A 12,593-nucleotide genomic window follows, 5' to 3' on the forward strand; every position below is an offset into this window, starting at 1 on the left:
TACGGCAGGGGGTATCGCGGCGGGAGAGGGCTTAGGTCCCCTCTCCGACCAGCGCACCGGGGTTGAGGACGCCGTCGGGGTCGAGGTAGTCCTTCACCGCCCGCAGGACGCCGACGCCGACGTCACCGATCTCGCGCGGCAGGTCGTCGCGGTGGTCGCGGCCGATGCCGTGGTGGTGGCTGATCGTGCCTCCAGACGACAGCACCGCCTCGGACGCGGCTCGCTTTGCGCAGTCCCACTGCCGCAACGGGTCGTGAGTCTGGGGGGCCGCCACGGTGAAGTAGAGCGAGCCGCCGGTGGCGTACACGTGCGAGAGGTGGCACAGCACGATCGACCGGCCGAGTGCGTCCGCGAGGGCGCCGCGCACCGCGTCGTACAGCACCGGCAGCTGCGACCAGAACGCCGCGGTCTCGAGCGTCTCGACGAGCGCGCCCTCGTCGAGCAGCGCGTCGCGCAGGTAGCCGCCGGCGTAGCGCCCGCGTCGCCACGCCTCCCCGGGCTCGGGGCCGAGGCACGTGCCGCCGAGCGTGGTGAGCACCGTGGCGACATCGGCGGCTCGACGTTCGACGTCCGCGGCCGTGCCCTCGTACCCGGCGACGAGCAGGGCGCCGGAGCCGAACTCGGCGCCGACCGACTCGGGGGTCGCGAGCCCGATTGCGGTCTCTGCCTCGTCGCTGACGCGCAGCACCGTCGGCAGCGGGCCGTCCTGCGCCAGGGCTCGGGCGGCCGTCACCGCGTCGGGGAACGTCGCGAACCGCCAGCCCTCGTAGCGGCTGGCCTGCGGGGCCGGGCGCACGCGCACGGTGACGGAGGTGATGACGCCGAAGGCGCCCTCCGAGCCCAGCAGCAGCTGGCGCAGGTCGGGCCCCGCCGCGCTGGCGGGTGCGCGGCCGAGCTCCAGCGGTCCTCTCGGCGTCGCCGCCCTCAGCGCCACGACCAGGTCGTCGAAGCGTCCGTACCCCGCGGACGCCTGACCGCTCGAGCGCGTGGCCGCGAACCCGCCGATGCTGGCGTGCTCGAAGGACTGCGGGAAGTGGCCGAGCGTGAAGCCCTCCGCCGCGAGCAGCGCCTCCGCCTCGGGCCCGAGCAGCCCGGCCTCCAGCTCCGCCGTGCGCGAGACGGTGTCGAGCGCGACCAGCCGGCGCAACCCCCGCAGGTCGAGCGCCACCAGGCCGGCGAAGCCGTCGCGCCGTGCGCTCAGGCCGCCGACCACCGACGTGCCCCCGCCGAACGGCACCACCGCGACGCGTGCGGCGCCACAGCGGGCCAGCGCGGCCTGCACCTGCTCGGCGGTGCCGGGGCGCAGCACGGCGTCGGGTGCGTCGCCGAGGTCGCCGGCGCGCAGGCGCAGCAGGTCGGACGTCGACCGGCCGCGCGCGTGCAGTGCGCGGCTCGCGTCGTCCGTGGCCACGCCGCCAGGGCCGAGCAGCTCGCGCAGGTCGCTGAGGAACCCGCTCGGGAGCTGGGGTCGGGGGAGGCCGACGTCGCGCAGCGTCGTCGCCGCCGCGGGTGGGTGCTCGATGCCGAGCGCCTGCCGCACCAGGGCGCGGGCCTGGGGGGTCAGGGGCGTGGCGTGGTCGATGGCTCCCCACCGGGCGAAGGGCATGGGCTCGCGGTCAGGCATGCGTTACAGTGTGACACATGGCGTCCAACAGTCACATGGTCGATCCGGCGTTCGAGCTCGACTCGTCGTCCACCGGTGCGCTGATGCTCGACGCCGCCCGCGAGTGCATCCTGGCCGTCGGCTGGAAGCGCACCACGCTCACCGACGTCGCCCGCCGCGCCGGCGTCTCGCGCATGACCATCTACCGCTCGTGGCCAGACATGCAGACGCTGCTGGCCGACCTGATGACCCGTGAGTGGTCGGGTGTGGCGAGCGCCGCGGCCGAGGTCGCAGCCGGCGAGGGCACGGCGGCTCAGCGCCTGGTCACCGGAGTCGTGGGCACCGTGCGCGCCGTGCGAGCGAACCCGCTGCTGCGCCGCATCATCGACGTCGACCCCGAGCTGCTGCTTCCGTACCTGCTCGACCGGCCGGGTCGCAGCCAGGAGGCGATCCTGGCGCTGCTCGAGCACGCGATCCGCGACGGGCAGCGCGACGGCAGCATCCGCCTGGCCGACCCCGGCGTGCTCGCTCGCACCGTGCTGCTCGCGGCGCACGGAGCCACCATCTCCGCCCAGACCATGGCCGACGACGACACCGAGCTCGACCGGCTGGTCGACGAGCTCGCCACCCTGGTCGAGCGCTACGTCGGGCCATGACACGCGCGGCCACGAGCGGTGCGGCGCGGCCCGGACGCGGGTCGGCGCTCAACGCCACTCGGCGCGCGACGGAGCTCGTTGAGGCCACGGACGGGCGCGTCGTCGACCTGCTCGTCGTGGGGTTGGGCATCACCGGTGCCGGTGTGGCGCTCGATGCGGCGGCACGCGGGCTGGACGTCGTCGCCGTCGACGCGCACGACCTGGCCTTCGGCACGTCGCGGTGGAGCTCGAAGCTGGCCCACGGCGGCCTGCGTTACCTCGCGCGCGGGCAGGTCGGCGTCGCCGCCGAGAGCGCGGTCGAGCGGCGGATCCTCATGACCACCACGGCGCCGCACCTCGTGCAGCCCGTGCCCATGGTGCTGCCGCTGCTGCCGGAGGTCTCGCGGCTGCAGGGATCGGTGGCACGCCTGGGGTTCCGCGGCGGTGACCTGCTCCGGCTGGGCACCCGCACGTCGGGTCAGGTGCTGCCACCGGCCAGGCACCTGACCCGCCCGGAGGTGCTGCAGCTGCTGCCCGGTGTGCGGCGCGCAGGCCTGCGCGGCGGTCTCGCGACGTGGGAGGGGCGGCTGGAGGACGACGCGCGGCTCGTCGTGGCCGTCGCCCGGACGGCGGCGACCCACGGGGCGCGGGTGCTGACCCGCTGCCGCGTCGTGACGCTGCGCGGTGACGGCGCAGACGTCCGCGACGAGCTCACCGGCCGCACCGGTGTCGTGCGAGCGCGGGCCGTGGTGAACGCCACCGGCGTGTGGGCGGGCCAGCTCGCGCCGGACGTCGCCCTGCGGCCCTCGCGCGGCACCCACCTGGTGCTGCGCGGCCGCGATCTACCGGGCCTGTCGGCTGCCCTCACCGTGCCCATGCCCGGTGAGCGCAACCGCTACCTGCTGGTGGTGCCGCACGCCGGGGGCCTGGTCTACGTCGGGCTCACCGACGAACCGGTCGACGGGCCGCTGCCCGACGTGCCGACGCCCACCGAGAACGAGATCGCGTTCCTGCTCGACCTGCTGGGCACGGCCCTCGAGCACCCGCCGGACCGTCGGGCGGTGGTGGGTGCGTTCGCGGGGCTGCGACCCCTGCTCGACGCTCGGGGGCGCACCGCCGACCTGTCGCGCCGGCACGCGGTGCTCGAGTCGCCGTCCGGTGTCGTGACGGTCGTGGGCGGCAAGCTCACGACGTACCGCAGGATGGCTCAGGACGCCGTCGACGTCGCCGTCCGGAGGGCCGGGCTGAGCTGCGGGCCGTGCCGCACGTCGCGACTGCCGCTCGTGGGAGCTGCCGGGCCCGAGGGTTCGGGTCCGGCGTCCGAGGAGCTGCGGAAGCTGCCGCAGCGGCTGGTGGACCGGCACGGCAGCGAGGCGCTCGCCGTCGCCCGCCAAGGGGAGTCGACCCGGCCGGTGGCGCCCGGCGTCGACTGCACGGCCGCTGACCTCGCGTGGGGTGTGACCCACGAGGGTGCGCTCGACGTCGACGACCTGCTCGACCGTCGCACGCGAGTGGGGCTGGTGGCGGCCGACCGCGCGGCGGCGGTGCCCGCGGCCGAGCACGCGCTGGCCGCCCTGCGCGTGTAACGGTCAAGTCACCGGGTCCGCTTGCCGACGTCCCTGAGGTCCGCGGAGTCGAGGCGATCGAGGGTGACGGCACATGGCTGGCCGAGTTACGGTCTTTCGCGTGCTCTTGTCAGGGTGCGTCCTGACTGTCACCGCGACCACCGCGATCGTCGGCGTGGCGGCCGCCGCGGGCGCACCTGCGACGTCGTCCACGCGCGACGGCGTGCGGCTCGAGGCGCTCGTCGTCGACCAGGAGCCCAACCCGCTGCCCGCCGTGACCGCAACGGTCAGCGGGCTGCCGCACAAGCCCCTTGCGCTGCAGGTCCGAGCGGCTGCCGCTCCGCACCGGCAGGTGGTGCGCCGGGCTGCGGTGAAGCGACCAGCACGCTCGAAGCCGGTGCGACCCAGCACCACGCTCCACCAGGCCGTCGCGCGCATCCCGCGCTACGGCGCCCACCGGCCCACGCGCTGGGTGCTCACCAGCCAGTACGGCCACTACGGCGCCACCGACCTCGGCAGCGGCACCGTCTACATCAGCCCGTCCGTGCCCGCGAGCCGCCTCGACTCCGTCGTCCGGCACGAGTGGGCGCACGTGCTGCAGATCCGGGTCTACGGCAGCGCGTCGGCGACCATCGCCGGGCTGAACGCCGCGTTCGGCGGCTCGGGGATGACCGGCCTCGAGCGCGCGGCCGACTGCATGGCCGTGCAGCTCGGGGCCACCTGGACCAACTACACGTCCTGCTCGTCGCCGGCCTGGCAGCGGGCGGCGTCCCGCCTGCTCGCCGGCCGTCGTCCCTGACGGCCCGAGGGGTGGGCGGGGCGGAGGGGCGGTCAGGACCTTCGGCTCTGACCCCGTGCTCGGGCCGCCTCCCAGCATGGGAGAAGGCGAGCACGGAGGTGTCAGATGCCGTCACGACCCACGCTGGACGAGCTCGGTCTGGGAACCGGCAAGAAGACCAGGCTGCGGCGCATCCTCTTCGAGCACGGCGCAGGCAACGGCACGGCGCTGTTCCTGCCCTACGACCAGGGCCTCGAGCACGGCCCGCGCGACTTCTTCGCCAACCCGGAGTCCAGTGACCCGCGATACATCCTGCGGTTGGCCGTCGAGGGCGGCTTCAACGGCGTGGTGCTGCAGATCGGCCTGGCTCAGAAGTTCTTCTGGGAGTATGCCGGCGAGATCCCGCTGGTGCTCAAGCTCAACGGCAAGACCGACATCCCGCCCGACGCCGACGCGCTGTCGTCGGTGCACGCGAGCGTCGACGAGGCAGTGCGTCTCGGCGCGGACGCCGTCGGCTACACGCTCTACGTCGGCTCGCCGGCCTACGACCAGGACTTCGCTGCGCTGCGCCGGGTGCGCCAGCGCGCCTTCGAGCTCGGCATGCCGCTGATCGTGTGGGCGTACCCGCGGGGATCCGCGATCGAGGCCAAGGGCGGCAAGGACTCCTTCTACGCCGTCGACTACGCAGCCCGGACCGCCGCCGAGATCGGCGCGGACGTCGTCAAGCTGAACTTCCCCAAGCCGCGCAAGACCGAGCACGTGCGCGACGAGTACGCGCGGGAGTTCACCGACCAGGAGGCGGTCGAGGCCGTCGTCCGTTCTGCCGCAAGGACTCTCGTCCTCATCTCCGGTGGCTCGAAGGCGAGCGACGAGGCGATGCTCACCAAGGCGCAGCTGTCGATGGACGCCGGCGCCACCGGCCTGATCTTCGGCCGAAACGTCTGGCAGCGCGAGCACGAGGATTCGCTGAAGCTCGTCGCTCGGCTGCGCGACGTCCTCGACCGTCACCCCAGTCGCTGACCCACGAAGGAGGAGCAATGGCCGCTATCACCAAGCGGACGGCGACGTCACCGCTGACCGAGCTGTTCGACTGGATCGAGTCCGGGTGGCCGGGCGTCGCAGAGCTACGCCGTGAAGGTGCCCACATGATGCGCATCGAGGACCGCATGGACGAAGGCCGCTACGTCATCCGCGCTGAGCTCCCGGGCATCGACCCCGAGAAGGACGTCGAGATCAGCGTCGCTGACGGCGTCCTCACCATCAGCGCCGAACGGCGCGAGGAGGTCACCGAGAAGGGACGCTCGGAGTTCCACTACGGCTCGTTCGTGCGGCGCGTCAGCCTGCCGACGGGCTCCAAGGAGGACGAGCTCTCGGCGCACTACAGCGACGGGATCCTGGAGGTGGACGTGCCGCTGGAGGAGTCCAAGCCGGCGACACGGATGATCCCGGTCGCCCGCGGGCCGTCTGAGTAGCCCGCGGCGGCGAGGTCAGTGCGGGCTGGCCGGCGCCGAGGCGACGGGAGACTGCTGATGGAGCAGCCTCCCGTTCGCTGCGTGAGGCACCATGGAGCCATGAGCGAGGCGCGCCCTGACGCCGTCCCGGCGGTGGTGCTGGCCACTGCAGGGCGACCGGTGGCCGGCGCGTTCCTGCTGCTCGCCTTCGCCGGCGGGATCCTGCTGGCGGTCAGCGACGTCGCCGACTCGACGCTCGCGGCAGCGATCGGCGGGCTGACCGTGGTGGTGTCCCTCGCCGCGGCCGCGGTGCTGGCCTGGCGGGACTCCCGACGCCGGCACCGCTCGTTCGCCAGGTCGATGCTGGACGCGGTGCGCTCAGTGCTGTGCTGGCTCGCGCTGCTGTTCTGAGCCGGCGCCGAGCTCGTGCAGCCTGCCCCCGGCGCTCATCCCGATGGCTTCGCCGAGCGCGCACAGCGACAGCCACTGCGCCACAGTGGGTCCCTGCCGCAGCGGCTGGGTGAGGGTGCTCACCGTGGGCCCGGTAGGTGGCTTGCGACGTACTCGACGGCGCCGCGCATCGTCGTGAGCTTCGGGTAGTCCTCCTCCGGGACGGCGACGCCGACCTTGTCGTCGAGGCCGACCACGAACCCGAGGAAGTCCATGGAGTCGAGGTCGAGCTCGGTGCGCAGATCGGCGTCCGGGGGGATGGCATCGAGGTCGTTGCCGGGGGCGATGCGGGCGAGCAGCTCGCTGATGGCCGCTCGGGCCTGCTCGTCGCGCTGGGTCTTCTCGTGCTCGGTGCTGGTCACAGGTCCTCCGGTCGTTGCAGGAGCTCGTCGAGCGTCACCAGGAAGCGGGCGCCGAGGTGGCCGTCGCCTGCCCGGTGGTCGCCCGAGACGGTCACGGTGACGACGGGCCGGACGGCGACCGCGTCGCCCACCGCCCACGGCCGCTCCACGACAGTGCCGATGCCGACCAGTGCGACCTGTGGGGGCACGATCACGCCGTGCACCAGCTCGACCCCGCGCTCGCCGAGGCTGGTGACGGTGATCGTGCCTTCCGACAGCTCGGTGCGCTTGAGGTGGCCGGCTCGGGCGCGCATCACGAGGTCCTGCAGCGCCGCCATCAGCGAGTCGACGTCGAGCTGGTCGGCCGCGTGCAGGGCCGGCGTCACCAGACCCCCACCGCGCAGGTTCACCGCGACACCGAGGTGCACCGCCGTGCTGGGCTCGAACGCGCCGTCGACGAAGTGCCCGTTCACCTCGGGCACGCGCGTGGCGGCCACGGCGGTCGCCCGCAGCAGCACGGCGGCGGGCAGCACGCGCTGCGCCACCGACAGCCCGGTGTTGTGGTCCTTCAGCCACCGCAACGCCGCTGACAGCTCGATGGTGTGCGCCAGGTAGTAGTGCGGGATCTCGCGCTTCGAGCGGCTCATGAGCTGCCCGATGGCGGCCCGCATCGCCGCGTTGCGGGTCGCCGTGTCGTCCGGCGGTGCGCTGGTCGCCTTCGCTGGAACCGGTTGCGGCGCAACGGCAGGCGCGGGCGCTGTCGCAGGGGCGGATGCCGCGACCTCGACGTCCGCCAGCGTCACGGCCCCGCCGCTGCCCGTGCCGTTCAGCGTGCCGACGTCGATCCCGAGCTGCGCGGCCCGTCGGCGCGCCACCGGTGACACCCGCGCACGCCGCGGTGCCGTCGGCGTGATCGGTGGGCCTGCTGCAGCGCGGACGTCGGCGTGCGTGATCCGGCCGCCCTGGCCGGTGCCGACGACCGAGCCCAGATCGACGCCGAGCTGCGCCGCGAGATGGCGGACGACGGGCGTGGCGGGCGGTGGTGCCTTCACGGACGCTCTCGGCTCGGCCACACGCGGCGACGGAATCACCGCTGACGCAACAGGTATCGCCTGCCCGACGGCGCCCAGCTCGGCGAGCGGCGTGCCGACGTCCACCGTGGTGCCGGGCTCGACGAGCAGCCGCTCGACCACCCCGTCGTGCCACGACTCGACGTCGATCGCCGACTTGGCGGTGTCGACGACGGCGATGACCTGCCCACGATGCACTTCGTCACCGGGCGCGACGAGCCACTCGAGCAGGGTGCCCGACTCCATGTCCGCACCCAGCGCAGGCATCGTGAACAGCGTGCTCATGCGCGTCCCAGCGTCTCGTGCACGGCCTCGATCACCCGCTCGGACGACGGCAGCGCGGCCTGCTCGAGATGGCGCGGGTAGGGCAGTGGCACCTCGAGGGTGCAGACCCGCTGCACCGGAGCGTCGAGCTCGTAGAAGGCCTGCTCCTGGATGAGCGCCATCACCTCGGCCGCGATGCCCACCGAGCGCCACCCTTCATCGACCACCACCGCGCGGCGGGTGCGGGTCACCGACTCCGCCACGGCGCCGACGTCCAGTGGGCGCAGCGCCCGCAGGTCGAGCACGTCGGCCTCGACGCCGTCGGTGGCGAGCTTCTCGGCTGCCTCGAGGCAGACACCGAGGCTGCCGCCGTAGGTGATGATGGAGACGTCGGAACCGTTGCGACGCAACGCCGCGCTGGTGAGATCGACCGGGCCCTCGCCGGGCTCTCCCTCGGTGTTGTAGAGGGTGCCGTGCTCGAAGATCACCACCGGATCGGGGTCGTCGAGCGCTGGTGCGAGCATCCACCGCGCGTCCTCGACGGTCGCGGCCGAGACCACCTTCAGACCGGGGATGTGGGCGTAGTAGTTCTCCAGGCTGTGCGAGTGCTGCGCCGCGAGCTGGCGGCCGCCGCCGGTCGTCATGCGGATCACCAGCGGCACGTTCACCTGGCCGCCCGACATGTGCAGCAGGGTCGCGGCGGTGTTGAGCACCTGGTCGAGCGCCAGCAGGCTGAAGTTCACCGTCATGATCTCGACGATGGGACGCAGCCCACCGAGTGCCGCGCCGATCCCCGCACCGACGAAACCGTTCTCCGACAACGGCGCATCACGGACGCGCTCGGGCCCGAACTGCTCCAGCAGCCCCAGACTCACGCCGTGCCCGCCGCCGTAGGCGCCGACGTCCTCACCCATGAGGAAGACCCGTTCGTCGGCCTCCATGGCCGACCGCATCGCCTCGCGCACGGCCTCGCGGTAGGTCGTCACGCCGTCACCTCGCTGTGCACCCAGCGCGTCAGCTCGTCGACCGGCTCGAGGTGGCCCGCTTCGGCGTACTCGACGGCGTCGGCCACCTCGGTCGCGACGTCGTCCTCCATGGCGCGCTGCGCGGTGTCGTCGAGCACCCCCCGCTCGCGCAGGGACGCCGCGAGCGTCGCGATCGGGTCGCGCTGCTTCCACCGCTCGATCTCGGCGCGGTCGCGGTAGCGGTCGGGGTCGTACATCGAGTGCGCGCGGTAGCGGTAGGTCTGCAGCTCCAGGAAGAGCGGACCGCCCCCACCGCGCACGGCCTCCACCGCGCGCCGCGCGACGTCGCGCACCGCCAGCACGTCCATGCCGTCCACCGGCCACGCGGGGATCTCGTAGGCGGCCGCCTTGAGACACAGGTCGGTCTGCGACTCGTAGCGCTCGATCGCCGTCCCCATGGCGTAGCGGTTGTTCTCGCAGCACAGCAGCACCGGCAGGTGCCACAGCGCGGCCAGGTTCGCCGACTCGTGGAACACGCCCTCGGCCACCGCGCCGTCGCCGAAAAAGCAGGCGGTGACGCGCCCGGTGCGGCCGAGCATGCGGTCGGCCAGCGCGAGGCCGATGGCGGTGGGCAGGCCAGCGCCGACGATCGCCTGGCCGCCGTAGAACCGGCGCGAGACGTCGAACAGGTGCATCGAGCCGCCGCGGCCGTGGCTGCAGCCCTCGACCTTGCCGAACATCTCGGCCATCAGCGAGCGCATCGGCACACCGCGCACGAGGGCGTGACCGTGCTCACGGTAGGTGGCCACCACGGCGTCGTCCGGGCCCAGCTCGGGCAGCACGCCCGTCGCCACGGCCTCCTCGCCGATGTAGAGGTGCAGGAAGCCGCGGATCTTCCCCGCGCTGTACAGCTCAGCGCACTTCTCCTCGAAGCGGCGGATCCGCAGCATCGTGCGCAGCAGCTGGACGTCGGGGTCAGCGGACGTCGGCGCCGGGGCTGCCTGCTCGGACGCCGTGGCGGTGCGGGCCGGGCGGCGGCTCATCGCGACTCCACCGTCTCGAGCGTCGAGGTGTCGCCCTCGGCGAGGCCCAGCTCGCGCGCCCGCAGCAGGCGCCGCATGATCTTGCCGCTGCGCGTCTTGGGCAGGTCGTCGACGATGTCGATCTCCTTGGGAGCCACCGCCGCACCCAGACGCTTGCGAGCGAAGCCGACGATGTCGAGCCGCAGCGCGTCGGAGGGCTCGACGCCGCTGCCCAGCACGACGAACGCCTTCACCACCTCGCCGGCCACGGGGTCGGGTCGGCCGATCACGCCCGCTTCCACCACGGCCGGGTGCTCCATGAGCAGGCTCTCGACCTCGAACGGGCCGATCAGGTGGCCCGATGACTTGATGACGTCGTCGGCGCGGCCCATGAACCACAGCCGGCCCTCGGCGTCCTGCTTCACGACGTCGCCCGTGAGGTACCAGCCGTCGACGAAGGCCGCCGCGTACCGCTCGGGGTCGTCGAGGTAGGTGCGGAACATCGACGGCCAGCCCCGTCGCAGCGCGAGCTCGCCGGGGACGTCGGGCTCGGTCCGCACCTGCACGTGCCCGCCCGGACGCAGCGCCTCGCCCTGCTCGTCGCTCACCAGCACGGCTGCCGTGATTCCCGGCACGGGACGCCCCAGCGAGCCGGCCACGGCGTCGGCCGCGTAGTTCGCGATCATGATCGCGCCCGTCTCGGTCTGCCACCAGCTGTCGCGGATCGTGCGGCGCAGGGCCTGTTCGCCCCACCGCACGGCCTCGGCGTTGAGCGGCTCGCCGACGCTCGCCACCAGGCGCAGCCGCGAGGTGTCGAACTTCTGGGCCAGCTCGGCGCCCGCGCGCATGAGCCGGCGGATCGCCGTCGGTGCGGTGTACCAGACCGTGACGCCCTCTCGCTCCAGGACGCCGTACCACCGGCTCGCGTCGAACTCCGCCTCGTCGACGACGCAGGTCGCGCCGACGACGAGAGGGGCCACCAGCCCGTACGACGTGCCCGTCACCCACCCGGGGTCGGCGGTGCACCAGTAGACGTCGCCAGGACGCAGGTCGAGCACCAGCCGGGCGGTCGCGAGGTGGGCTACGACCCCTCCGTGCACGTGCACCGCACCCTTCGGGCGTCCCGTCGTGCCGCTCGTGAAGTGCAGGAACGACGGCGTCTCGGGATCCGTCGGGCCGACGACGTACGTCGGCTCGGCCGCGGCCAGCAACGGCTCGAGCCAGCGGGTGCGCGGGCGCTCGCGGCCGTCGTCCGGGCCGGTGAGCAGGACGTGGTCGAGGTGGTCGAGCGCGTCGAGCACGCCGGCGAGCTTGCGGTCGTAGAGCGCGGGCGTTGTGACGACGACCCTGGCCCGGCCCAGCTCGAGGCGGGCGCGGATCGGCTCGGGGCCGAACGCCGCGAACAGCGTGCACACGCTCGCGCGGGTCTTGAGGGCGCCGTGAGCCGCGGCGTAGAGGTCGGCGGTGCGCCCGAGCAGCAAGAACACGGTGTCGCCCGGCGTCACGCCGAGGTCGGTGAGCGCGTTCGCCACGCGGGCGCTGCGTTCGGCGAGCTCGCCGTACGTGACGTCAGCGGACCTGCCGTCGAGCGCCAGGCAGCGCAGGGCGACGGTGCCGGCTCGGCCCTCGGCGACGTGCCGGTCGACGGCCTCGTAGGCGATGTTGAGGCCTCGCCCGTCGGGCAGGCCGGCGAGGTCGGCGCGCGCGGCGTCCCACAGCGACGTGTCGGTGCGCTCGCTGAGGTGGCTGGTGCCCGTGAGCAGGTCCTGGTGCGCCATGACGCCTCCGCGGTGAGTCTGTGGTCACCGTCGCGCGCGGCGCCCGGCGCGGGTAGGGCGAAACGTCCCGCCCGCACCCACCCCGCGACACGCAGCGGCCGTGCCCCGGCGAGGGTGGCTCACGAAACCGCCTCGTGGGACGTTGACCTGTTGTGGGACTCGAGCCGTTCGAAACCGTCGTCGCCCGGTACGGGCCGATGGTGCTGCGCGTGTGCCGCGCGGTGGTCGGCCCGCACGCGGCGGACGACGCGTGGTCCGAGACCTTCCTGTCGGCGCTGCGGGCCTACCCGAACCTGCGGCCGGGCAGCGACGTGGCCGCCTGGCTCGTGACCATCGCCCACCGCAAGGCGATCGACCAGCTGCGGGGCGCGGCCCGGCGTCCGGTGCCCACGGACGTCGTCCCCGAGCGGCCGAGCACCACCGGCCAGCCCGGTGGCTGGGAGGCCGACCTGTGGGCCGCGCTCGCAGACCTGCCGCTCAAGCAGCGCGAGTGCGTCGCCTACCACCACCTCGTCGGCCTGCCGTACGCGCAGGTCGCCGAGATCGTCGGTGGCACACCGGACGCCGCCCGACGGGCTGCCGCCGACGGCATCGCAGCCCTGCGCCGCAGCTACCTGACACCGGAGGAGGTGAAGTCGTGAGCGCACATGACACCGCACCCGACGTCCGGG

Annotated in this window: 13 protein-coding genes; 7 read left to right on the forward strand and 6 right to left on the reverse strand. The window is 73.5% G+C overall.

The window, feature by feature from the left end:
- Positions 1–31 precede the first annotated feature (31 nt).
- Positions 32–1,624 carry an FAD-binding oxidoreductase gene (locus tag ASD06_RS17135; protein ID WP_200942278.1) on the reverse strand — a complete coding sequence of 531 codons (1,593 nt, stop codon included), beginning with the start codon at positions 1,622–1,624 and terminating at the stop codon, positions 32–34.
- 83 nt (positions 1,625–1,707) lie between these two features.
- On the opposite strand from ASD06_RS17135, the gene ASD06_RS17140 reads away from it, so the two are divergent.
- The 6 genes from ASD06_RS17140 to ASD06_RS17165 all read left to right on the forward strand — a co-directional run bounded on the left by ASD06_RS17140 (position 1,708) and on the right by ASD06_RS17165 (position 6,443).
- Positions 1,708–2,259 (forward strand): TetR/AcrR family transcriptional regulator, encoded by a 552-nt coding sequence (locus tag ASD06_RS17140; RefSeq protein WP_056681215.1) that lies wholly within the window; start codon positions 1,708–1,710, stop codon positions 2,257–2,259.
- A complete protein-coding gene (locus ASD06_RS17145) occupies positions 2,256–3,824 on the forward strand; it encodes a glycerol-3-phosphate dehydrogenase/oxidase (protein WP_056680464.1) in 1,569 nt (522 codons plus the stop codon). Before ASD06_RS17140 ends, ASD06_RS17145 begins: the two co-directional genes overlap by 4 nt.
- Positions 3,825–3,924: 100 nt before the next feature.
- The gene (locus ASD06_RS17150) at positions 3,925–4,602 is read left to right on the forward strand and encodes a hypothetical protein (RefSeq protein ID WP_056680469.1); all 678 of its coding nucleotides are present in this window, start codon (positions 3,925–3,927) and stop codon (positions 4,600–4,602) included.
- A 105-nt stretch (positions 4,603–4,707) separates the two neighbouring features.
- On the forward strand, positions 4,708–5,601 hold the full coding sequence (locus tag ASD06_RS17155; RefSeq protein ID WP_056680471.1) for a class I fructose-bisphosphate aldolase: 894 nt from the start codon (positions 4,708–4,710) through the stop codon (positions 5,599–5,601).
- 17 nt (positions 5,602–5,618) lie between these two features.
- Positions 5,619–6,053: an Hsp20/alpha crystallin family protein gene (locus tag ASD06_RS17160; protein WP_056680473.1), complete on the forward strand. Its 435-nt coding sequence runs from the start codon at positions 5,619–5,621 to the stop codon at positions 6,051–6,053.
- Between the two features lie 99 nt (positions 6,054–6,152).
- Positions 6,153–6,443: a hypothetical protein gene (locus ASD06_RS17165; RefSeq protein WP_056680474.1), complete on the forward strand. Its 291-nt coding sequence runs from the start codon at positions 6,153–6,155 to the stop codon at positions 6,441–6,443.
- Positions 6,444–6,562: 119 nt separating this feature from the next.
- On the opposite strand, the gene ASD06_RS17170 is transcribed toward ASD06_RS17165, so the two are convergent.
- The 5 genes from ASD06_RS17170 to acsA form a co-directional block, all read right to left on the reverse strand.
- On the reverse strand, positions 6,563–6,844 hold the full coding sequence (locus ASD06_RS17170) for an acyl carrier protein (RefSeq protein ID WP_056680477.1): 282 nt from the start codon (positions 6,842–6,844) through the stop codon (positions 6,563–6,565).
- The gene (locus ASD06_RS17175) at positions 6,841–8,178 is read right to left on the reverse strand and encodes a dihydrolipoamide acetyltransferase family protein (RefSeq protein WP_056680479.1); all 1,338 of its coding nucleotides are present in this window, start codon (positions 8,176–8,178) and stop codon (positions 6,841–6,843) included. Before ASD06_RS17175 ends, ASD06_RS17170 begins: the two co-directional genes overlap by 4 nt.
- Positions 8,175–9,143 (reverse strand): alpha-ketoacid dehydrogenase subunit beta, encoded by a 969-nt coding sequence (locus ASD06_RS19000; RefSeq protein ID WP_200942282.1) that lies wholly within the window; start codon positions 9,141–9,143, stop codon positions 8,175–8,177. The genes ASD06_RS17175 and ASD06_RS19000 overlap by 4 nt, the downstream gene beginning before the upstream one ends.
- Complete coding sequence (pdhA, locus tag ASD06_RS19005) at positions 9,140–10,072, reverse strand: pyruvate dehydrogenase (acetyl-transferring) E1 component subunit alpha (protein WP_056681221.1); 933 nt, start codon at positions 10,070–10,072, stop codon at positions 9,140–9,142. The genes ASD06_RS19000 and pdhA overlap by 4 nt, the downstream gene beginning before the upstream one ends.
- A gap of 89 nt (positions 10,073–10,161) precedes the next feature.
- Positions 10,162–11,922, reverse strand: coding sequence for an acetate--CoA ligase (acsA, locus tag ASD06_RS17190; protein WP_056680483.1), 1,761 nt, complete (start codon positions 11,920–11,922; stop codon positions 10,162–10,164).
- 152 nt (positions 11,923–12,074) lie between these two features.
- Between acsA and ASD06_RS17195 the strand changes: the two genes are divergently transcribed.
- The gene (locus ASD06_RS17195) at positions 12,075–12,563 is read left to right on the forward strand and encodes an RNA polymerase sigma factor (RefSeq protein ID WP_056680486.1); all 489 of its coding nucleotides are present in this window, start codon (positions 12,075–12,077) and stop codon (positions 12,561–12,563) included.
- Positions 12,564–12,593: the final 30 nt, after the last annotated feature.

This window comes from Angustibacter sp. Root456, from assembly GCF_001426435.1.
Taxonomy (GTDB): domain Bacteria; phylum Actinomycetota; class Actinomycetes; order Actinomycetales; family Angustibacteraceae; genus Angustibacter.